General features: G+C 41.9%; 19 protein-coding genes. 12 read left to right on the top strand and 7 right to left on the bottom strand.

Going from position 1 to position 23,514, the window contains the following annotated elements; translation table 11 throughout:
- Nucleotides 1-520 precede the first annotated feature (520 nt).
- Complete coding sequence (nagZ, locus tag I6E84_RS02105; RefSeq protein ID WP_197215802.1) at nt 521-1,606, top strand: beta-N-acetylhexosaminidase; 1,086 nt, start codon at nt 521-523, stop codon at nt 1,604-1,606.
- Between the two features lie 97 nt (nt 1,607-1,703).
- Here nagZ and I6E84_RS02100 read toward each other — a convergent pair whose 3' ends face one another.
- Together I6E84_RS02100 and I6E84_RS02095 are read right to left on the bottom strand one after the other, a co-directional pair.
- On the bottom strand, nt 1,704-3,275 hold the full coding sequence (locus tag I6E84_RS02100; RefSeq protein WP_197215801.1) for an OmpA family protein: 1,572 nt from the start codon (nt 3,273-3,275) through the stop codon (nt 1,704-1,706).
- A gap of 363 nt (nt 3,276-3,638) precedes the next feature.
- The gene (locus I6E84_RS02095) at nt 3,639-5,234 is read right to left on the bottom strand and encodes a hypothetical protein (RefSeq protein WP_197215800.1); all 1,596 of its coding nucleotides are present in this window, start codon (nt 5,232-5,234) and stop codon (nt 3,639-3,641) included.
- A 450-nt stretch (nt 5,235-5,684) separates the two neighbouring features.
- On the opposite strand from I6E84_RS02095, the gene I6E84_RS02090 reads away from it, so the two are divergent.
- From I6E84_RS02090 to I6E84_RS02065, 6 genes are all read left to right on the top strand, one after another.
- Nucleotides 5,685-6,293 carry a rhomboid family intramembrane serine protease gene (locus I6E84_RS02090; protein WP_110921813.1) on the top strand — a complete coding sequence of 203 codons (609 nt, stop codon included), beginning with the start codon at nt 5,685-5,687 and terminating at the stop codon, nt 6,291-6,293.
- A 204-nt stretch (nt 6,294-6,497) separates the two neighbouring features.
- Complete coding sequence (locus I6E84_RS02085) at nt 6,498-7,463, top strand: metallophosphoesterase (protein WP_197215798.1); 966 nt, start codon at nt 6,498-6,500, stop codon at nt 7,461-7,463.
- A gap of 99 nt (nt 7,464-7,562) precedes the next feature.
- On the top strand, nt 7,563-8,123 hold the full coding sequence (gene purE, locus I6E84_RS02080) for a 5-(carboxyamino)imidazole ribonucleotide mutase (RefSeq protein ID WP_110921815.1): 561 nt from the start codon (nt 7,563-7,565) through the stop codon (nt 8,121-8,123).
- Between the two features lie 193 nt (nt 8,124-8,316).
- A complete protein-coding gene (locus I6E84_RS02075) occupies nt 8,317-9,669 on the top strand; it encodes a 5-(carboxyamino)imidazole ribonucleotide synthase (RefSeq protein ID WP_197215796.1) in 1,353 nt (450 codons plus the stop codon).
- Nucleotides 9,669-10,118, top strand: coding sequence for a YaiI/YqxD family protein (locus I6E84_RS02070; RefSeq protein WP_197099776.1), 450 nt, complete (start codon nt 9,669-9,671; stop codon nt 10,116-10,118). The genes I6E84_RS02075 and I6E84_RS02070 overlap by 1 nt, the downstream gene beginning before the upstream one ends.
- Nucleotides 10,119-10,334: 216 nt before the next feature.
- Nucleotides 10,335-10,967 (top strand): NAD(P)H-binding protein, encoded by a 633-nt coding sequence (locus I6E84_RS02065; protein ID WP_197215794.1) that lies wholly within the window; start codon nt 10,335-10,337, stop codon nt 10,965-10,967.
- Between the two features lie 109 nt (nt 10,968-11,076).
- On the opposite strand, the gene epmA is transcribed toward I6E84_RS02065, so the two are convergent.
- The 3 genes from epmA to I6E84_RS02050 all read right to left on the bottom strand — a co-directional run bounded on the left by epmA (nt 11,077) and on the right by I6E84_RS02050 (nt 14,495).
- Nucleotides 11,077-12,132: an EF-P lysine aminoacylase EpmA gene (epmA, locus tag I6E84_RS02060; protein WP_197215792.1), complete on the bottom strand. Its 1,056-nt coding sequence runs from the start codon at nt 12,130-12,132 to the stop codon at nt 11,077-11,079.
- A 56-nt stretch (nt 12,133-12,188) separates the two neighbouring features.
- Complete coding sequence (locus tag I6E84_RS02055) at nt 12,189-13,292, bottom strand: 4-phosphoerythronate dehydrogenase (RefSeq protein ID WP_197215985.1); 1,104 nt, start codon at nt 13,290-13,292, stop codon at nt 12,189-12,191.
- 75 nt (nt 13,293-13,367) lie between these two features.
- Entirely contained in the window at nt 13,368-14,495 is a 1,128-nt protein-coding gene (locus tag I6E84_RS02050; protein WP_197215790.1) for an AI-2E family transporter, read from the bottom strand.
- A gap of 854 nt (nt 14,496-15,349) precedes the next feature.
- On the opposite strand from I6E84_RS02050, the gene I6E84_RS02045 reads away from it, so the two are divergent.
- Entirely contained in the window at nt 15,350-17,041 is a 1,692-nt protein-coding gene (locus I6E84_RS02045) for an NAD+ synthase (RefSeq protein ID WP_197215788.1), read from the top strand.
- Between the two features lie 257 nt (nt 17,042-17,298).
- A complete protein-coding gene (locus I6E84_RS02040) occupies nt 17,299-18,573 on the top strand; it encodes a hemolysin family protein (RefSeq protein ID WP_197215786.1) in 1,275 nt (424 codons plus the stop codon).
- Between the two features lie 129 nt (nt 18,574-18,702).
- Here I6E84_RS02040 and I6E84_RS02035 read toward each other — a convergent pair whose 3' ends face one another.
- Nucleotides 18,703-19,419 (bottom strand): YggS family pyridoxal phosphate-dependent enzyme, encoded by a 717-nt coding sequence (locus I6E84_RS02035; protein ID WP_197215784.1) that lies wholly within the window; start codon nt 19,417-19,419, stop codon nt 18,703-18,705.
- A gap of 477 nt (nt 19,420-19,896) precedes the next feature.
- On the opposite strand from I6E84_RS02035, the gene I6E84_RS02030 reads away from it, so the two are divergent.
- The gene (locus tag I6E84_RS02030; RefSeq protein WP_110921823.1) at nt 19,897-20,952 is read left to right on the top strand and encodes a type IV pilus twitching motility protein PilT; all 1,056 of its coding nucleotides are present in this window, start codon (nt 19,897-19,899) and stop codon (nt 20,950-20,952) included.
- An 87-nt stretch (nt 20,953-21,039) separates the two neighbouring features.
- Entirely contained in the window at nt 21,040-22,161 is a 1,122-nt protein-coding gene (locus I6E84_RS02025; RefSeq protein WP_110921824.1) for a PilT/PilU family type 4a pilus ATPase, read from the top strand.
- A 166-nt stretch (nt 22,162-22,327) separates the two neighbouring features.
- On the opposite strand, the gene fur is transcribed toward I6E84_RS02025, so the two are convergent.
- Complete coding sequence (gene fur, locus I6E84_RS02020) at nt 22,328-22,762, bottom strand: ferric iron uptake transcriptional regulator (protein WP_110921825.1); 435 nt, start codon at nt 22,760-22,762, stop codon at nt 22,328-22,330.
- Nucleotides 22,763-23,088: 326 nt separating this feature from the next.
- Here fur and I6E84_RS02015 point away from each other — a divergent pair, with 326 nt between their 5' ends.
- Nucleotides 23,089-23,508, top strand: a complete 420-nt coding sequence (locus tag I6E84_RS02015) for an outer membrane protein assembly factor BamE (protein ID WP_194195994.1) — start codon at nt 23,089-23,091, stop codon at nt 23,506-23,508.
- Nucleotides 23,509-23,514: the final 6 nt, after the last annotated feature.

The following is a 23,514-nucleotide window of genomic DNA, read 5'->3' as shown; positions in this document are numbered from 1 at the left end:
CATATATCCCTAGTTATTTTGCGTTAATAATATTATTTGTTTTATAAAGATCAAAAGTGCTTAAATATCTCGCTACCTATAAATTTCATTTCTTCTGTACGTTTAAATATTTGTTGCTGATCGTGTTTGTCACTAATAATGCCTGTTGGATATTTTTCGATTACAGCGTCCTAATAATAGCCTCTAAATTTCGTTAAAAACTGCCAATATAATGTTCAAATAGTGTTCAAAATCAATCAATATTATCATGAGCATTATGGTTCGACTGTCTCAAACTGTATAAGCAATATTACACGCTACACCTGCACATACCAAACTTTCTATGATATTTGTTTTGCATCATTATTTGGACATGTTGGTGCTGCTCTAATGGCTATCCAAAAATTGATTTGAGTCGATACCTGTGCCACATTATGCTCAGTTAATAATAGCTGTCATAATAAGACAGTTCTGATTCATCACTTGCTACTTTTAGCGCTACCCATCATATAACAATATATAACACCATAAGGATTACGCAATGTACGGCGTCTTAATGATTGATATCGATAGTACCGCACTGACTGCTGAAGATGTTAGTTTACTCAAACAGGCACAAGTTGGCGGGGTAATTTTATTTGCTAGAAATGTAGCAGATGCTGCGCAAGTGCGAGCCTTGTGCGATGACATACGCTATCACAACCCTGATATATTAATCGGCGTCGACCAAGAAGGCGGTCGGGTCGCGCGTCTGCGCAATGGCTTCACCCCTTTGCCAGCGATGGGCAAGCTCGGTGAATTATTCAACCAAGACCCTAGCCTTGCGCTGAGCCTTGCTTATGATTGTGGCTATCTAATGGCGACAGAAGTATTGGCCGTGGGTATTGACCTCAGTTTTGCACCAGTGCTTGATAGAGACGGCATCAGTCAAGTCATTGGTGATCGCAGCTTTCATAATGAACCACAGGCGATCACTGCCCTAGCGACACAGTTTATGCGCGGCATGAAAACGGCAGGCATGGCAACCACAGGCAAGCATTTCCCAGGACACGGTGCAGTTGCGCCTGATTCACATGTGGCTGAAGCCATCGATACACGTAGTTTTGATGAGATTATGAATAGCGATATGCAGCCGTTTGCGCAAACGCTCACATCGCTTGATGCGTTAATGCCTGCCCATGTTATCTTTTCGCAAGTCGATGATAAGCCAGCAGGATTTTCTAAAATTTGGCTAAAAGACATTATTCGTAATCAGCTTGATTTTGATGGTGTCTTATTTTCTGATGACCTATGCATGGCAGGTGCCAAAGCAGCGGGCGATGTCAGCGCACGTGTAAAAGCGGCGATTGAGGCAGGGTGTGACATTGCACTGGTTTGTAATGATCGAGTCGCCGCACATGAAGCGGCTCAGGCAGCGCAAGACCTCCCTTATCCCAATCAAAATCGCATCAAAACGATGTGTGGCGACATACCAGTATGGCAAGGGGATCTGGAATCTACTTGCCAGCAGTTTGAGTATTGGCAACAGGCCAAGCAAAATGTGACTCAGGCCTTTTTTAGTCCTCAAGCTGATGGGCAAACACCTAATAGTACCAATGAGTCAAAAGACCCTACTGACTATAAATAGCCCTGTATCATTTATAAATAACAAATTAAAAAACCGCATCTTAATCAAGGTGCGGTTTTTTAATTTATTAATAGTACTTCAATCGAAATGATAACGATTAATTGGCTGGATCTACTGCCGTACTCTGAGTTGCATCATCACCATCAGGTAATACATCATCGTTATCACTGTCCAGTGGGTTCAAGTCTGGGTCAAGCGCATCATTACCAATAATCATTCCATCGTTTGCACCAGTGGGCTGATCGTCAACGACAAACTCAATACGGCGGTTATGGAAACGACCCTGTTCGGTTGAGTTATCAGCGATAGGCTCTGATTCGCCCATGCCTTTCACCGTCAGTTTATTGGCTTCAACACCTTTAGAAACCAAGTACTGTTTGACAGATTCAGCACGCTCAAGAGACAACTTGTTATTATATTCGTCCGATGCTTGACCATCTGTATGACCTACAATCATCAGTTTTATATCCGGTGCTTCGCTAATAATTTTTGCAGCACGGTCAAGCAACTCTTTATTGACCTCAGGAAGTGTCGCATCATCTACAGTAAAATTGATAACCTGAATACTTAGCGCGCGAGCCACATCACTTGGATCAGGATTGTCACCAAGATTTTTCATAGCATTGTTTGCAGCGAATAGACTACTCTCTATCTCATTTTTTAAGTCTAACGGTCTTTCCGCTTGTACCTTCATGGCTGGAGCAGCGGCTTTTAAGTCAGCGATTAGCTGGTCCAGTGCTAGTACATCAGACGTATTAACGGTGATAGTATCGCCTTCGATCAGCATACTCGCATTTGGTACATTTTTGAGAATAGGCAAAATGGTCGTCAGCTGAGCTGTGGCCGGCATATCTATCGCAAATTTATCATCGACATCAGCACGGCATTTATTGGCTTCATCACCAAATGCAGCCGTGAGTGCATTCATCATGTTGGTCTGCAACGTCTCATCACCCACGCTCATCCGGCAAGCGTACAATTCGCTGTTTTCATCAGTAGCAATACGCAATGAAGCAAGCTCTACATTGCTGACACCAGCAACTTGCTGCGCCATCGCTGGTGTAGCGACAGGCTCGGGGTTTTCTTGGCAACCACGTAGTAAGGCCCAAGCCAATGCACCCAAAATAATCAAGCCAATAATTGGTAGTAGCGCTTTCAAAAAGCTGTCTTTTGGCTCGTCTTCACGTGGCAATGGTTCTGTAGTCGCTGTCTGAGAAATAGGCACTTCAGTTGCAGGCTCAGCTGCTAAGGTACTGACTGGTAAGACAGCGCTTGCCCATGTAGGAATGTGGTGCTGATAGCTGTCTAGATTATCATGTAAAAATTGTGGTACAGGCGTTGTACCTGCCAAGCTTTTTATTTCATGAAAGGCAAGTGGCGCGGCCATAGCAATGAGTCCGCGAGAGGCTGTTGCATCGACATTGTGCTTACCTGCTAGCTCACGAGCGATTTGATCACGTTGCGAGCTGTCTGTCCACACACGATCATAGAACTCTTGATCATCACGAGTAATATTCTCATTGGCAAAACGGTCATAGGTAGCACTATCCGCTAGGCGGGCAGCAAAAATAGCGTAGAACTGCTCAAGTAGATTTTTTTTAGCTGGGCTACGATCATCCTCCAATACTGCTGGACTTACTGTTCGGGTCAAATGACTGGTAATATCCATAATATAACTCCCTATTTATTAATACCTGATTATAGGCTTAAAATACTTAAAAATATTGTTAGATAAGATTTTGATGACAGATAAAAGCTATAACGGTCGGTGTCATTATTGCTGTATTCAGTTTTTTATTATTATAAAAGTATTAAATCAGCTTTAACAATCAACACGTTGTTGTGCGAATGATACGTTAGGTAATGTCGCCACTGTCACATATAAACCTATCACACACAATATCCTATATCACACAGCACCTTAAATAAAAAAGTGGCGGTACGAGAAACTCATACCACCACCCCATACTGCTTATCTATCTGAATAGTTAATCCTAAAGTAAAAACAATCAAACAACTCTTATCAAACCCGTTAGTTTCTGACTTGGGCAGGCTCAGCTATAAAAGAGGTACCCGCCAAATCATCTAATTCTGATTCTGAAATAGGGCCTGATGGGCGGTTATTCGTCGGTGCATTGTTGGGAATATTGCGAGTATTATTAACAGGCTCGTTCATAGCATTATTGTTCATGCCATTATTAGGGGCTGGCACCATACGATCGCCTGTGTTGTCATCTGCTGCTTGGAACTCTCCAGACCCACCGTTGCTATCACCGTTACCATACTGGTTATTTAAAGCAGCCTCATCGTTTGCAAACTGACCGCCCATCTCATTCATTCCTGACATACCGTTCACATTATCATTGTTGCCATTATTGCTATTGTCAGGTAATGGCAGTGGCTCTTTGCTATCTACTATCATCGCTGGCGCCAACATACGGATATCCGTGACCAGTCGTTGCAATAAATTACTATCTGGCGCTGCTAACGTGAGACGATCATTCTGCAATTCTAGACGTGCAAATGGCACCGCTCTAAGCATGTTTAAAATATTAGGCAACACCTCTGTCGGTAGATTTACCATACTATTGGCGACGCCTGCCCGCACTGTCAACTCACAAGTGCTTGATTGCTGACCAAAACTGGTATTGAACGCTTGTTGCAATGCACTCTGTAGCGCTTCATCACCCACGACAGCGCTACAGCTAGTGAGTCCTCCGCTGTTATCCATTCCCACGATGAGCTCGACTGGCGTCAATACTTCTACAGGTGGCGTAGGCGCAACGACAACAGGTACTGTCGCAATGGGCTCCACAGGTGGTACATTGTTTGGCTTGATTAGTAGCGCCCAAGCAGCCAGTGCCATAGCAGCAATCGCGAGGACTAATAAAAACACCTTTACCAATAAATCATTGCGTTGATTACGAGTGCGTACTTTTGCTCGCTTGATGCTACTGTTTTCTGACAGATGATGTGCTGATGGGTTGACATGAATGGCATCCAAGTTGGGACTCAGGTCATCGCTTTCTTTTTCTGTCTCAGCGCTATCTATATCAGCTGCTACCATTGCACTGATTACGCTTGTCTCTACATTGGGCTTATCAAGTTTACCTAAAACGTTATCAGTCTCTAATACAGGACTTACTTCCGCTATGGTTTTTGAACCTAACTCATTGTGCAAACCTGAATTGGCAGCAATAATAGGTGCTGACCATATCGGTAAGTACTGACGCAGCGCCGCCTGTTCACCCTGCAAAAATGCTGGCAAAAACTGACCATTGGCCAATATTTTTAGCTCACGATAAGCGAGTGGTGATGAATTGATAAGTAACTCTGCTGTCATTGATTCATCAATATGATGCGTAGCGGCAAGCTCTTGGATGATAGTCTGCTGCATTTCATTATCTTGCCATAGCTGCTTGAACAATGTCGTTTCTGTGCCATTGTTGGTCGCCAGCAATTGATCAGTGCGAAGTAGTTGCGAGTAAACCTGAGGCAATGCTAGGCGTGCGGCTAAAATGGCATAAAACTGCTCAAGTAGACTGACATGCGCCACGCTATCTTTGCTATCACTCTGACCTAATACAGCTGGGGTAACGGTTTTTTCTAACTGGTCGATAATACTCATAGATTATTGCCTCTTTCGGCCTTCGCTTTATACGTGTAAAAGAATTGAGTGTTGGTTTTAATTTTAATTTTGTCTACTAATGACGTATTCTTAGCATATTTCTATCATTGATGAGACTGTTACCATCAGCTCTACTTACTATCAATCATCATTACTATTAGCACTAGTTACTGTCATTATACGAAGCATTACTTATTCTGCCTGATACATTGTTATATTATTCACTATAACAGCCTGAAAATGCATTGTTTTGTCACACAATAAGTTTTCGTATCATCATAACTACTGTTAGTATGACTTCATTATTAATATTCGACATTTAATCATTAATTATTGGTCATATGTAGGTTTTTACTCAGCCGTAACGCTTAGGCTTTGAACACTGCCAGCATTTATAATACTGCCATTTATAACATTGTCATACATCAGGCGCGGCCTAAGGATTTTCCTTTGTTCAATCATACGACCCTTATCATTATAATCACCGTTATTATTAGCTTATTAGCGTGGCAAAATAAAGCGTTATTCAATCGACTTATTTTTTATCCACCAGCGGTAAATAATGGTCAATGGGATCGTTTTGTGACGCATGGTTTTATTCATGCCGATAGCATGCACCTGCTCTTCAACATGTTTACCTTGTACTTTTTTGGTCGCGCGATTGAAGGATTATATCAGTCATTCTTATTCGGTTATGGTTTTGTGGTGTTCTACGTACTGGCCATTATCATTGCGATGATTCCAAGCTACCTTAAGAATAAGAAAAATGCCAGCTACTTAAGCCTTGGTGCTTCGGGCGGTGTATCAGCAGTATTGTTCGCCTTTATTTTGCTAGCACCGTGGGAAAAAATCTATCTATTTGCGGTCATTCCTATCCCTGCGATCTTATTTGCAGTCGCTTATGTCGCTTATAGTATATATGCGGACAAACGTGGTGGCTCCAATATCAATCACATGGCACACATGTGGGGTGGTGCCTTCGGAGTCATAGCGACGATTGTGCTAGAGCCACGGGTATTATCACACTTTATCAATGCGTTATTATCTCCTAGCTTCTAAATAGACAGCTTTTGGATTAGAAATAATAAAATAGCAATGATACAAGGCTACTCTTAACGACCATCGCTTTTAACGATAGTGGCTTTTAACAATAATAGCTCTTAACGATAGTAGCCTTCTGAAATCATTGCAGAGAGTCGTTATCCTAGCCTTATCAGTTTCGTAGTCTTCGACTTTATATACATTAAGATTTGATAGTTTATTATGATTATAGATGTTATCGGTGATATTCACGGCTATGCAGACAAACTGGTCGGCCTGCTGCTACAGTTAGGGTATGTTCACAATGGTGAGTGCTTTATACCGCCAGCAGGTCATCGAGCGCTATTCATTGGTGATTTAATCGACCGTGGCTCACAGCAGGTGGCGACATTAGAAATTGTCTTTGCGATGCTAGATGCTGATGTGGCTGATGCAGTGATGGGCAACCATGAATACAATGCGCTGGCTTTTGCCACACTTGATCCTGATAGTCCTACCCAATATCTACGCTCACACCATGATGTGCATACACGCCAACATGAAGCATTTTTAGCCGAACTACCATTTGGCTCAGAGAGCCATCAATATTGGCTACAGCGGTTATCTGAAATTCCATTATGGATTGAAACTGACTATGCTTGCTTTGTGCATGCCTGCTGGGATGTCGATAGTATGGCAGTGCTAAAACCTTTATTAACTGATAATAATTGCCTAACTCCATACGGCTTAATCGCCACTGCTAAAGAAGATACCACACAGTTCGACGCCTTAGAACGGGTATTAAAAGGCGTGGAAACACCACTGCCTGACGGTCTGGTCATGGTCGATAAAGAAGGTACTGAACGCTCACGCGTGCGGGTACGTTGGTGGCTTGATGAATTAGAGTCGCGCACACTGCATGAGATTTCACGTGCGCCTTCATCAGCAATGGCTCAAATACCGAAAGATGCAATGGCTGAAAACATCGATTTTGCATTAAAGACGCACAAACCTGTATTTGTTGGTCATTATTGGCTAACCGGCTTGCCCGAGCCACTGAGCAATCAGGTCGCTTGTACCGATTATTCAGCGGCAGTAGACAGTGGTTATCTTACCTGCTATCAGCTCGATACCGAGCAGCCTTTACCGCTGGCAACCGAGCGTTTTGTGCAGCATTATCACGATAAAAAAGTGGACATAAGCCAGTAATATCAACATTGTTAGCACCATACCAGTATTAAAAGTCAAACTTGGCTTTACGAATGTAGCAAAATTTTTGTATGATGGTCTTTTTGAGGATATCAACGCATGAGCACCACATCGGCAACTGTTACTACTGTTGAGCAAAACGGACCTATCACCTCTCCTGCTGGTCAACCTAAAGTTGGCATCATCATGGGCTCACAGTCTGATTGGGCAACCATGAGCGCCGCTGCACAACTACTAGCAGATTTTGATATCGCTTTTGAATGCGAAGTGGTCTCAGCACATCGTACGCCTGATAGATTATTTGATTATGCCAAAAACGCGAAAGGCAACGGCCTACAAGTTATCATCGCTGGTGCAGGCGGCGCGGCGCATCTGCCCGGTATGTGTGCCAGCCAAACACCGCTCCCTGTCTTTGGTGTTCCTGTAAAATCCTCTATGCTCAGCGGTTGGGATAGCCTACTGTCTATCGTACAAATGCCTAAAGGTGTCGCCGTTGGCACATTAGCGATTGGCTCAGCAGGTGCTTACAATGCTGCCCTGCTTGCGATTCAAGTCTTGGCCTTGCATGACGACACGATTGCTACTAAGCTAGATCAGATGCGACAGTCTCAGACTGAAACCATTCTTGCTAGTCCAACGCCAGGTATTATCAATGCCTAAGTAAGTATGGACTGGCTTTTATAGCAGAGTCTTTAGGATTGGTAGCTCAAAAACAAAAGCTATCACGTTGTATTTTTTAAGAAAATCCGATTAGATATAAGGTGCATACAGTGCACCTTTTCCTATTTTCACCCATTGATTTTTAGATTTTAATATACAAAAACCTTATTCACTTTTATTCAAAGAGCCTGCCATGACTACAGCAAACGCTTATCCTGTTACCCAAACCATTCGTACCATCGGTATTTTAGGCGGTGGTCAGCTTGGTATGATGCTTGCCGAAGCAGCCATGCCCCTAGGCTACCAATGTGTATTTTTAGAAGACAGTGTTGACTGCCCTGCCAGCCTATACGGTCGCGTGTTTCATAGCGAGCAATTAGAAGCATTTATCGAAGCCGCTGATGTTTTTACATTAGAATTTGAAAACACGCCGACGGCGACTGTCGAACAGCTTACTGCCTTATCAAAATCTGGTAGCAAGCAAGGCATGTTTCCACCATTGATTGCGCTAGACATCGCTCAAGATCGCTTAAAAGAAAAGCAGATGTTTAACTCGCTTGATATTGCCACCGTACCCTTTATGGCTGTCAATTCTGAAGCTGAGTTGAAGCAAGCTTGTGATGAATTAGGATTGCCTATCGTGCTAAAAACCAGCCGCGGCGGTTATGATGGTAAAGGTCAGTTCGTCATCAAACAAGACAGCGATATTAAAGCCGCTTGGCAAGAACTCAAAGACGCAGTCACTGGAAAAGGCTCACTCACACCGACGCCAGCACCATTAATTGCCGAAGGATTTATTAACTTTAGCCGTGAAGTATCTATGATTGCGGCACGTGCACAAAACGGTCAGGTTCGTTGCTATGACTTGGTCGAAAACCATCATCACCATGGCATTTTAGCTAAAACCCAAGCCCCTGCTGTTGGAACTAGCCATTTGCTTAAGCAAGCAACTGATGCTATTACCACCGTCATGAACCATTTAGACTATGTTGGTGTCATGGCGCTGGAGTTATTTGTGACCAAAGACGAACGCGGTAATGATGCATTACTTGCTAACGAAATTGCGCCGCGCGTACATAACTCTGGACATTGGAGTATTGAAGGGGCTATTACCAGTCAGTTTGAAAACCATATTCGCGCAGTCGTCAATCTACCATTAGGTGATACGGATAATGTACACCCAGCGATTATGCTCAATATCTTGGGTCAATATCCTGATATCAGCGCCGTGCTAGATATCGATGGTGCGCACTATCATAGCTACCACAAAGAAGAACGTGACGATCGTAAGATTGCGCATATTACTTTGATGCCGAATGATGTGGCTGATTTAGAGCCTGCTTTAGCCAAGCTCGTTGCCACTCTACCTAACAAGATGGGGCTTGAGAAAAAACCTTCTCCAATTGATAGTCAGCCGAAAATGGAAGTGAATCTAACCGCGACTGAAACTGACACTGCTATAGAAAATACAGAACTCAGTATTGAAGACAGCCAGTCAGATAAAGCTATCAATGCTAAGTCGAAAACAGAAAAGGCTAAGAAATAATGCAGATTTGGGTGGATGCGGATTCAGTACCATTGATAGCCAAAGACTTGATTATCAAAACGGCTGAACGCACACAAACCATGGCGATATTCGTCGCCAATCAGTCGATTAAACTGCGCAAGTCACCACTGCTCACTATGACAGTGGTACCGTCAGGGTTTGATAAGGCCGATGATTATATCGTTGAGCAAATACAGCCAGGCGATCTGGCCATTACTAGCGACATACCGTTAGCCAATGATATTTTGGACAAAGGTGGCATGGTTTTGACCACTCGCGGTGTGATCTACGATAAAAATAATATCAAGCAAAAGCTCAATATGCGTGATTTTATGGATACCATGCGTGGCACTGGCGTCTTGGAGCTACAAGAGATGAGCGGACAGAAGCCTTACGGTGACCGCGATAAAAAAGCGTTTGCTGATGGATTAAATAAACTGGTGCGCTAACTTCTAACATTAACCAGACATTTTTCATTTGGTTTTTTACCATGCTAACGTCCATTATTAGCAATACCTATTTTATTTCTCCCCTTGCAAACCCTATACACTATATAACCAAACACTATGCAAACGGCACGCTTCATAACGAAGCGTGCTGCCTATTCTTGTTACGCTGTGTTCAGTTTTTAAATAAAGATAACGTAAATAAAAATAGGAATGACGATGAAAATTTTAGTAATTGGCGCAAGTGGTCGAGTAGGTACTGATTTGGTTAAGCAGTTATTGGCTGACGACCATCAAGTGATTGGTACTACCCGTCAGGAAGAAAAACTATTTAAAGACGATAATTATAGCCAGTTAGATTTAGACATTACGGCTGAAAAAGACTCCATTCAAAAGCAAATCGATCAAGATATTGATGCTGTTTATTTTGTTGCAGGGTCAGGCGGCAAAGATGTCTTAGAAGTAGACTTACATGGTGCGGTTAAGACCATTCAAGCGACGCAAGACAAAGGCATCAAACGCTATATTATGCTCAGCACAGTATTCTCGTTAGATACCAGTAAATGGGATAAAATTGCCGACTTAAAAGAATACTATATCTGTAAACACTATGCTGACCAATGGTTAATCAACAACAGCACTTTGGACTACACCATCGTACAGGCAGGCGCACTAAAAGAGCGTGAAGCCACTGGCAAAATTACTGTCAATAATGACAGCTCAGGCGAAAATTCGATTGAAGATGTCGCTGCTACTTTGGCAGCTGTATTAAAGGCAAACAATACTATAAAAACCGTCTTTAGCATGCAAAATGGTGAGGCAGCCATTGATGAAGCTATCGCAAAGCTATAATCATTGAAGCAAAAAAGCGAGTAAACCGAAAGGTTTACTCGCTTTTCTATGGCTGTCGTTTGAGAATGGATTATTAAGTGAGCAATAATAGCTACTTTCTGTAGAAAAACTATGCCAAACCGCTTGGAAACGGAATCACTTTCTCTAGACTGCTAGATCCTGTGATAACCATTAGTAGCCTATCTACGCCGACAGCAATACCACTACAAGGTATCAAATCATCAGACGCCGCTAGTAAATGCTCATCGATTGGCATTTGTGGCAGGTTATGACGCTGACGCAATTGGTTATCTTGCTCAAAACGCTCTTTTAACGCTTGCCCATCTGCCAACTCATCATAAGCATTGGCAATCTCGATACCATTAATATATAGCTCAAAACGTTTGGCAATTTTATTACCGTCTTTGTCCAAAGCTGTTTTTGCCAATGCGGCGGTCGCTGGCGGATACTCTATAATTAACGTTGGTAGATCATGGCCTAAATTTGGCTCAACCGCATGGCTGAATAACAAATCTAACCAGCTCTGGCGACGGTCTTCTTCCGTATTTACTTCACTGCTCAACTCACTGTTAAAGTCAAAACCTGTTAAGCCTTTATCTTCTGCTACTGCTTGTAGGGTAGCGAGGCTAGCAGTTAACGGATGAATACCAACAAAATCCATAAAAGCATCAACATAACGATAATGGCTCATTACGACCGCATTACCATAAAGCGCTTCTAATAGCTCACCCAGTTCAGTCGCTATATCATCTAGGCTATAGTTTGGCTGATACCATTCGAGCATGGTGAATTCGATATTGTGTCGTACCCCTATTTCATTGTCTCGAAAAACAGGACAAATCTGATAAATAGGTACTTGCCAACTGGCCAATAAACGCTTCATAGCGAACTCAGGTGACGTATGCAAATAATAGGTCTGAGGTTTGTCTTGATAAGTGACCTGCGCCGCAACTGACTGCAAAAAAGTATCGGTATTACCCGCTTGTGACAGTAGTGGTGTCTGCACCTCTAACACTTGTCGCTTAGCAAAAAACTGACGGATATTACTCATAAACTGCGCACGCTGCTGCGCCATCGCCAATGTCATGGTCGGTGCATAGCTAAGCTTAGAACTAATGGACTTAGAAGTAATAGGCTGCGAAGAAATGTTATTTGCTTGAGTCATTTGAGATCTACTGCGATTGATAAATAATCGGTTTGGTAATTGGGTGTTTGAATTTTTTAAAACTGCCACTCACGACGTAGATGATAATCGCGTCTCAAACCATCAAAGTCAGCACCATTTATCTGCCCATTAGCTTCTTTGCTTCTCAATGAGGCATCATCTTGCTGAATATCATAGAACTTTATCAGTCTATCGGGATGTGCCTTTAATTCAGACCATAGAAATAAGTTAAGCGGTAATAGCGCGTGCATCGTTTGGGTAGGTATAACGGCCAGTTTCTCACATAGCACATCATAAATGATTTGCGTACCACGCAGCTTACCTTCTACCGTGTAGCCAGCGATATGAGGAGTGGCGAAGGCAAGCTTGGATAATAATTGCTCAGCAATCTGAGGCTCGTGCTCAAACACATCAAGCACTACTTGTCGTCCAGTACGCTCAATATCTGCTACCAGCGCATCTGCCTCAATCACAGGCCCACGCGCGCTATTAATCAGTATTGTATCAGCAGGTATCATAGCCAATGTATCTGCATCAATGAGATGCCGTGTTGGATACTCGCTGCCTCTAGAATGTGCATCACTCTTCTTGTCTGTCAAAGGTACATGCAGACTGACCACATCGCTTTGGCTCAGCACCTGCTCTAAACTGGCATTATTTATCTTGGATTTTGGTAATAATGGATCATAGCCTAATACTTGCCAGCCCAAATCATTGGCATACTGCACAAGCGTACTACCAATATTGCCCAGACCGATAATACCGAGAGTAACTGATTGCTGCCAATACTGCGGACGCAACGTCAATGCTGCTGTCAGTACGTACTGTGCGACAGAATGCTTACTACAACCAGCAGCATTGGCAAAAGTGATATGGCGCTGCATTAAATAATCTTGATCGACATGATCCGTACCGATGGTTGCAGAACCCACAAACTGAACACTGTCGTTATTCGCTAACAATGCCTCATTTACTTGCGTCACAGAACGTATCAGCAGAATATCAGGTTGCAGTTCTGCAAGTAATGACGCGTTGATATCTCGTCCAGCAACGGTGATGATATCTACAGCCTGCTCCGATGCTTGGCCAAGTGTAGAGGCGTTAAAAAACTTGTCCAAACTGGCGATATTGCTATCAGCCAAAATAGTAATATGCTTAATAGTATTCACCCTACCCTTCATCGTTTTTATAACATAGTCAAATAATAGTGGTTCTAGTAGTAGAATCGCTGTTATTTATTGCGACTCATTCACTGGTGGCAATGCGTCGTCATCAGACAATTCTATCTCTTGTGGCGAAAATATCTCATTTTTATGCTGCGATATCCATTCACGCCAAACGGCAAGTCCTATGGCCAATACCACAGGCCCAATAAACAGACCAACAAAACCGAAAGCCGTTAAACCACCTAGCACACCAATAAAAATAATAATAAAAGGAATTTTGGTCGCACCACTAATCACAATAGGACGGATTAAGTTATCAACCCAGCTGATAACCAATACACCCCATAGTGCCAAACCAATACCTTCTGTCGTATGACCTTGACTCATTAACCAAATAGAGACAGCGCCCCAAGCGAATGGTGTCCCAAACGGAATCAATGCGATAATAAAGGTTACAATAGTCAATAAAATCGGACTTGGCGCACTGGCGAAGTAATAACCGACACCTGCAAGCAGTGCCTGTGCCAATGCCGTCAAACCAATACCATAAACCACTGCACGCGTGGTCGTGCCCACAGAGTCAATATAACCATCAATACGATTGCCGATGATATTACGCAGTGCTTGACGGATCTGGCGAACCAAGCTGGTACCATCACGATAAAAGAAAAACAACGTCATCAGTGCCATACCCAACTTGGCAAGACCACTAAACACCACATCAAAGGCGACTTTGCCATAATATAAATGTGACTGTACCCAAAGGCGAAACGTCTCTAACGTCCCTTCAGGGTTTTTATTGATTCTCCACAGTACATCTTTGACTTGCTGACCGACGATAGGTAAATCTTTAACAGAGTCTGGCACATCTAAATAGCCGACTTTTATACGATAGATCAAATTACTGATTAAACTGAGCGCCTCTTGCTGTAGGATAAACACACCAATGACAAGTGGCACACCTATCATTAACGAGATACTCATCGTCATGATGGCAGCGCTGACATTAGGGCTTAGCTTTACTTTTTCATAAAAAAAGTTATAAACAGGAAAAGTTACATACGCTAAAATCGCTGCCCACAGTGCTGGCACGATAAAAAACTGTATCACCTGAAAACACAGTACAAACAGCACGACCAATAAGGTAATGGCCAGTAAACGCTGAATAATAAACTCTTTTGTCCAATTTTCAATCATAGCGTATAAACCAAGTACACACAGCAAAGACCTATTATGACTCTGCTGACGAGTTTATAAATGTGAGATGAACCGCAATTTACAGACCGCGTCCATAAACTGCATCCATTAGCGAGGGTTGTCAATCACCAACATAAATATATGGGTAAAAATCTAATTCAAGAGCGTTAGATCATAGGATACCGTAACATAGATATTGGCTATAATTTTGACTAAAGTGAGATAAAAAACAAAGCGATTATCAGCGCTTATTATGCAACAAAATACGATGACTATTATAACGCTATGTTGTAATCTTTACTTACAACTTTCTATGCGTAAGCTTACTAGATGATGACACGAATAGATAGAAGCCAATACATGGGTTTAGTATGTAAAAACAATACATTGATAACTGATTCTACATTCACACTTTAAAGCAATACCTTGAAAGGTAATTCACTGGCGCGTTCTATTTGTCGCGACAATTGATGTTATACTAAAGTCATTATTTTAAGCTTTTCAATATAGTTAAGTTTGTTTGGCCTTATTTATTTTGACCGTTATACAAACACAGTATTTTTCAAACTATATGCCACAACCCTCTTTTATCGCCCTTCTATAGACTATCATAAGATCTAACCTTTAGAGCGGCGTCATAATTTTGGATATTATGCGTAAGCGTTCGTCAGCACTGTAGTTTGCCAACGTCATATAAAAGCCTACGCGTAATTTAAGCTCATCATATAGGTTCAATATTAGAACTCGATATGAAAAAGTGCTATTTTTAGTTAATTTCGGACTTACTTTGATTTTATTTTAAATCAATACTGACCCATCAAATTTTAAATAATATATCGATAGGAACAATAAAAATGTCAAAAGACACTGATAATCCCAATATAACCCCCTCAACCGAGGCAAACAAGACTAAGAAACCACAAGACACCGTTACTTTTGCTTTGGCCCAATCACATTTTTTGGTTGGTGATATCACTGCCAATGCCGAAAAAATGCGTACATTAGCATTAGAAGCACGCAAGCAAGGTGCAGATGTCATTATCTTCCCAGAGCTAGCACTACTTGGCTATCCTCCACAAGATTTATTACTGCGTCCAAGCTTATCGGGTCGTGTCAAAAGCGCTTTATCTAGCTTAAGTGATATCAACGATATCGTGATGATTGTTGGCTACCCACATGTCGATCATCATGGCACGTTTAACTCTGCTGCTATCCTACATAATGGCCATCAAAAAGGCTTTTATCATAAGCAAATCTTACCAAATTATGGCGTTTTTGATGAGCGTCGTTACTTTGATAAAGGTCGCAATCAAGTCTTGTTTGATTATAAAGGCATCACCATTGGCCTACTCATTTGTGAAGACTTATGGGAAAAAGGCCCGATTGCTGAGCTTAAAAAGCAAGGAGCCGATCTGGTTGTTAGCTTAAATGCGTCACCTTTCGAGATCGAAAAACAAGAAAACCGTAAGACCATGCTTGCCAAACGCAGCCGTGAAAACAACTTACCTATCGTTTATGTCAATGCCGTTGGTGGTCAAGATGATTTAGTATTTGACGGTGGCTCCATGGCCGTACAAGCTGATGGTAGCGTCGCACACGAAGCACCGCGCTTTATGAATCAGTTACTGCTAGCTACTTTAGATGTCAAGACTGCTAAGTTTGATAGCCAAGTCAAAGCACCTTTGACCTTGAGCCGTGAATCAGAGATGTACCAAGCATTGGTCGTCGGCTTACGTGACTATGTGAACCACTCAGGATTCTCTGGCATTATCGTTGGTCTATCAGGTGGTATTGATTCAGCATTGACGCTATGTATCGCCGTTGACGCTTTGGGCGCTGACAAGGTATACGCGGTAATGATGCCTTACGAATATACATCGCAAATCAGTTTAGAAGATGCACAAGCACAAGCACGTCGTTTGAATGTGTCTTATACCGTTTGTCCTATCTTTGATGCTGTCGAAGGTATCCGTCATACCCTAGCGCCTCTATTTAACAAGTCACCGGCAGATACTACCGAAGAAAACATTCAAGCACGTGCGCGTGGTGTGGTTCTGATGGCATTGTCTAATAAATTTGGTCACTTGGTCATCACTACTGGTAATAAGTCTGAGTTGGCAGTTGGCTACTCGACGTTATACGGTGATATGGCAGGCGGCTTTGACGTACTAAAAGATGTTTATAAGTCACAGGTCTATAAGCTAGCCAGCTATCGCAATCGCTTAGAAGATACCCCAGTCATTCCCGAGCGTGTCATTACTCGTCCACCATCTGCTGAATTGCGTCCAGATCAAAAAGATCAAGACAGCTTACCTGACTACGATATCTTAGATGGCATTCTTATGTCATATATCGATGAAGACATGGGCTATCAAGATATTATTGATAAAGGCTTTGATGCTGAGATGGTCGCAAAAGTCATTCAAATGGTAGACAATAGCGAGTACAAGCGTCTGCAATCACCGATTGGCACTAAAATCAGCCACAAAGCTTTCGGGCGCGAACGCCGTTATCCTCTAGTAAATAAATGGTCAATCAAAGGCTAAGTAACATAAGGTTAAATAACATTCAGCGTCTCTATTTGCCTGACTTCTATTACCTAGGGGTTTAGGCGGCGCTTATAGCCTCATTTTTTGCCAAAAACTAAAATACTTTATGACTAGCTGGGTGCTTGCCCAGCTTTTTTAGGTTCTATAAACCGAATTTCTATCAATAATACCTACCTTTTAACCCTAGCCGCTTATTTTTTACATTCAACCAATTACCTTTCTTGTTAATCCTTATCCTTTTTACCGAGTATCTCATGAGTTTGCTAACTGCTAGTGTCTTTCTTATTTTACTACTGGCTCTCAGTGCCTTTGTCTCTGCAGCTGAGATTGCTATCGCAGCGGGTCGCAAAATTAAGCTGCAAATCATGGCAAAAGAAGGGGATGTTCGCGCATTTGACGTCCTTAAAATGCAGGAGAACCCTGGCAGCTTTATTACTGTTGTACAAGTCGTTTTAAACGCTGTCGCGATTTCAGCTGGTGCAGTAGGTGAGTCAGCCATCAGCCCTTACTTGCGGGTTTTGGTGAACAATGAAGCGGTGTCATCCGTTATATCCTTTGTACTGATTACCAGTTTATTTTCTCTGCTCGCCGACTTAATGCCCAGACGATTGGCAATGTCAAACACAGAGAATATAGCCGTGCGACTCGTACGACCAATGATGCTTTTGATTTTTGTTTTGAAACCAGTAATTTGGATATTTGATGGTGCGGCAAACGTTCTCTTTGAAGTACTAGGTATCTCCACCACACGCCAAGACGATATGACGCCAGAAGATATTTATGCCGTGATGGATGCTGGTGCTGAAGCTGGGGTACTCAAAAAGCAGGAACACCATCTGATAGAAAACATCTTTGATATGCAAGAACGTACGGTGACTTCAGTAATGAATCCGCGCGAAAACATCGTTTATTTTGATACCAAGACAAGTACTGAAAAAGTGGTCGAAGTGATGATCGATCAACCGCACAACAAATTCTTGGTTTGTCATGATGATGATTTAGAGCACATTGTGGGCTATGTGGAATCACGTAGCTTTCTCGCGTTAGTGCTCAACCAGCAAGAAGTCAGCTTAACGAGCAAAGAACTATTAATGCCTGCCCTTTTCGTCCCTGATACTTTGTCTTTATTTGAAGTGTTGGAGATGTTCAAATCTACGGGCGCTGACTTTGCCGTAATCGTCAATGAGTATGGATTAGTAGTAGGAGTCATCACGCTCAAAGATGTGATGAGCATAGTCATGGGTGAGCTTGTGACGCTAGAGGAGCAGCCTATTGTGCAACGGACGGATAACTCGTGGTTAATCGATGGAATGACGCCTATTGAAGATGTGGTTCGTGCGTTAGATATTGTTAATCTGCCCCGCAGTCAAAACTACGAGACACTCAGTGGTTTTATGATGTATATGTTACGAAAAATCCCAAAGAAAACAGACACGGTCGAGTATGCCAATTATCGATTTGAGATTATCGCGACCGACAATCTCAAAATAACTCAAATGCTGGTGACCAAAATCGATGAGATTGTTTAATAAATAGCACCTGATAAATAGCACCTAATGAATCTAGGATAATGTCATCAATCAAAACATTCTTATTTTCGTCCTGATGATCTCATTGATGACATACCCTACCGATTACCTAGCATTAGCAAATTAAGATTAAGCTCGTGCACCAAATATGCCAGTGCCGACACGCACCATCGTCGAGCCATTGGCTATGGCTTCCGTCATATCGCCACTCATACCCATACTCAGTGTATCCCAACCATTCAGCTCTGGATGCTTTTCTTTAACCTCCTCAAATAGTTGCTTAGTACGAGCAAATGCACCAGTATCTGACTTGGCAGGAATAATCATCAAACCACGTAACTGTAGTCTCTCATATGCTTTGATAGTGGTTACCAATTCCAGTAGCTGATCTGGCAGACAACCTGATTTACTTTCTTCATTGTCGATATTTAATTGAATTAGTACGTTCAATGGTGGCAGTTCAGCTGGACGTTGATCATTTAAACGTTTGGCAATAATGTCGCGCTCAACCGTTTGCACCCAATCAAAACTCTCAGCAATATCGCGGGTCTTGTTACGTTGGATACTGCCAATATAGTGCCAAACTATTCCTTGACCTTCGGGTTGAGACTTTAAAGTATTAATTTTTTCGAGAGCTTCTTGTAGATAATTTTCACCAAAATGACGCTGCCCCTTCTGAGCCAAAGCAGAAATCATATCGGCTGGCTTGGTTTTGGAAACAGCTAACAATATAACGCTACCAGATTGTCTTCTAGCATTATCACATGCTTGTTTTACCTGTTGACTGACTTGTTGCCAGTTTTCAATAAGGTTTGAATTATCCATATTATTCTCAGTTTTATTCATGTATCACTCGCAAGGGTAATTTAATCCGTTTTTAAATCCGTGATTTTTAATTTTTGTACCGATATCTACTATTAGTCATGGTGGCATTTTTTACAGTCATAACTCCATGTATAGTCAAATACATATAAATTCGCTACATTTTCATCCTCGCTGACTATACTAATGTATAACCTGCACTCGGTTTCCTTGTATCGAAATTATTTGAATTTAACTATTAATGAACTCGACATCTATAAATTACAGGGTTCAATGGCTAATTTACATTTTCTTAGCGTAGTAGATGGTTAAATGTCAGCAGTCTTGTTATTATATTGTTACATGGTTTAACATATGCTACTGAATGTAATAGTAATGGTAAAAGCACTAAATTATGTTTTATTCGTATAGTGAACCTAAGATAGGTCTTTTGTTGATTATCAACCACGCCCTTTTATGCTCGTTTGTTCTACCCTTATTGATTGATAGGAATACCTGATTATGGCTGAAAAAAACAACTTAAGCATCGAAGATTTGCTGCGCTTTACCGTCAAGCATAAAGCATCGGATTTACATATTTCAGCCGGCATGCCTGCCATGATTCGTGTCGATGGTGAAATGACGCGTATTAATATGCCAGACATGACTCACCAAGTCGTACATCAGCTTATCTATGACATTATGAACGATAAGCAACGTGCAGACTTTGAGGAATTCTTTGAGACGGATTTCTCTTTTGAGATTCCTAATCTAGCACGCTTTCGGGTAAATGCCTTTAATCAAAATCGCGGTGCTGGTGCTGTCTTTCGTACCATTCCTTCCAAGGTATTGACCATGGAAGATCTAGGTATGGGCGAAGTATTCAAGCGCATATCAGACTTAAAGCGTGGTGTGGTACTGGTCACTGGTCCAACAGGTTCTGGTAAATCAACAACACTAGCGGCCATGATTGATTATATCAATGAAAGCCGTAAAGAGCATATCTTAACCATCGAAGACCCTATCGAATTTGTCCACGAATCTAAAAAAAGTCTGATCAACCAGCGTGAAGTTCACCGTGACACTCTAGGCTTCGAGCCTGCTCTACGCTCTGCATTACGTGAAGATCCGGATATTATTCTGGTTGGTGAGCTACGTGACCTTGAGACCATTCGTTTGGCATTGACTGCGGCAGAAACCGGTCACTTAGTATTTGGTACTCTGCACACCAGCTCGGCGGCAAAAACAATTGACCGTGTCATCGATGTATTTCCTGCAGCAGAAAAGGATATGATTCGTGCCATGTTATCAGAATCACTCCAAGCCGTGATATCGCAAACGCTGCTACGCCGTCAGGCAGGTGGACGTGTTGCAGCACACGAGATTATGCTAGGTACTCCTGCTATTCGTAACTTAATACGTGAAAATAAAATCGCTCAGATGTATTCTGCTATCCAAACAGGTGCAGGCGATGGAATGATCACACTCGATCAGACACTTAAAAATCTAGTGTCAAAAGGTACAATCAGTAAAGACGTTGCCCGTCCTTATGCTAAACAGCCTGATGCATTTTTGTAGCATTATTTTTATTATTTACCATTAGCGATCTTTCAATTATGATTTCAGACATTTTCTTAATCGAGTTACATCGAATGCAGGTACGATATGGACATTGATAAACTATTACAGTTAATGATCAATAAGAACGGCTCTGACCTTTTTATTACCGCGGATGTAGCACCTTCCATGAAGGTAAATGGGAAAATTCTACCTGTCGGTAAAACACCCTTAAGCTCAGAGCAAACCATGCGATTGGTTAAAGGTGTCATGACACCAGGCCAGATAAAAGAATTTGATGAAACTAACGAATGTCAGTTTGCTATTGCAGATGAAGCACAACAAGCCCGTTTCCGTGTCAGTGCCTTTATACAGCGTGATATGGCAGGAATGGTTTTGCGAAAAATTGAAAATAAGATTCCAACGGTTGAAGAGCTACGTTTACCCCCTGCGCTAAAAGAGCTGGCGATGAAAAAGCGCGGTATCATTCTACTTGTGGGTGCAACAGGTACTGGTAAATCCACCACTCTTGCCTCCATGATAGGACACCGCAACCAAAACTCTCATGGTCATATCATCACTATCGAAGACCCTATTGAGTTTGTCCATCAACATCGTGGATGTATCATCACCCAGCGCGAAGTTGGTATTGATACTCACTCATTTGAAGCAGGTCTAAAAAACACCTTGCGCCAAGCACCAGATGTTATCTTGATTGGTGAGATTCGTAACCTTGAAGTCATGAGCTACGCCATTCAATATGCAGAAACTGGGCATTTGGTTTTTGCAACCTTGCACGCTAACAATGCCAACCAAGCAATTGACCGTATCATTCACTTCTTTGAAGCAAATCGCCACAATCAGCTATTCATGGATTTATCACTTAACTTGCAAGCCATCATCGCGCAGCAGCTCATTCCAACACCTGATGGTAAAGGACGCCGCGCTGCTATTGAGATTCTATTGAACTCACAGCTCATTAGTGATTATATCCGTAAAGGCGAGGTTCATGAGATTAAGGATGTAATGAAACGCTCACGTGACAGCGGTATGCAGACTTTTGATCAGGCACTTTTTGACTTATATGAGCAAGGAGAGATTACATATAAAGAAGCCATTCTCCATGCGGACTCTCCTAACGATTTACGCCTTCAAATTAAGCTGAATAGCAAAAATGGTACAGGCAATCTAGATGAAGGTGCTGACAGTTTATCTTTAAATATCACTTAAATACTGCTGTCTGTTTGAAGCGGTCATATAGTCTTTGCTAGAACACTTGTGCTATTTGCCACAGAAAAGCCCTCATTACTGATAATGAGGGCTTTTGCTATTTCAAACACGGTTTACAGTCTCTAAGAAACCATATGTCTTGAGAATAGTAAAAAATCAAAGATGGTTATTTGATACTATCCTGACATTCCTGTTCATCGCAGATACCATATAGCACCAATGAATGACCTGACAGCTTAAAGCCATGTTTTTCTGCAACCTTTAGCTGCTCTTCCTCGATTACCTCATTGTGGAACTCTACAATCTTTCCACATACATCACAAACCAAATGGTCGTGATGACCTTCTTGGGTAATTTCAAACACTGACAAATTGTTTTCAAAGTTGTGACGTTCAACGATGCCTGCTTGCTCGAATTGCGTAAGCACTCGATAAACAGTGGCTAGGCCAACATCTTCGCCTTGTTCAATCAACGCTTTATAAACCTCTTCTGCACTCATATGATGCAGCGCTGCACTTTCCAGCAGCTCTAAAATTTTGATACGAGGTAACGTCACCTTTAATCCGGCTTTACGTAAATCTTGATTGGTAAAAGAAGCCATAATATCCCTTCTGACTGTGACAGTCTTAGCAAATAAAGAACCAAAAATATGAGATAAATAATCATTAGTGATTATTTTTTATAATATATGAAGCATTTTAAGAACAGTAAACTTACTTATTCTGAGTGAATTATTAGTCTATTATTTTTCAATAAATATTTATGCAAGTATATGAATTTAAAATATAAATGATAACACCACTCAGGTAGTGTTTGGTAAATAATGTCGTAAGTGGTAGGAAATTGCAAGTAAATGACGTATCATTTGTCCAAGATTGTCGGTCAGACTAGCACCAACCAGCTTTGGCCGCGCCTAATTCATTTCTTGTGAGTCATCTTACCATGATAAAGACATTAACTTTTCGTCCGTTGAGCCGTACAAGCACATTACGCAAGATTGTCATCACCAGTATGCTTAGCGCTACTGTCGCTATGTCTGGCTGCTCATTATTGAGTGTTTATAAGATTGATTTGCCACAAGGCACTGCTATTACTCAGGCGCAAGCGCAAAATCTACAAGTAGGCATGAATCAAAACCAAGTACTTTATATTCTCGGTAGCCCAGCCATTAGAGACACTCTAGAACCTAAGCGTTGGGATTATATTTATGACTATAAAGCAGGGACAGAAGGCAGCCGTAAAGGTATTGCTGATGTCAAAAATGCTAGCCAACATTTAGTTATTTATTTTGATGATAACGGTTTGGTCAGTCGTATCGAAGGTATAGAAAGCCTTCCTGCTTCGTAATAATGA

Origin of the sequence: Psychrobacter sp. SCQQ22, from assembly GCF_015864605.1 — a bacterium.
GTDB lineage: Bacteria > Pseudomonadota > Gammaproteobacteria > Pseudomonadales > Moraxellaceae > Psychrobacter > Psychrobacter fozii.
Note: the sequence above shows the minus strand (reverse complement) of the source record. Positions and strands in the feature narration are given on the sequence as shown.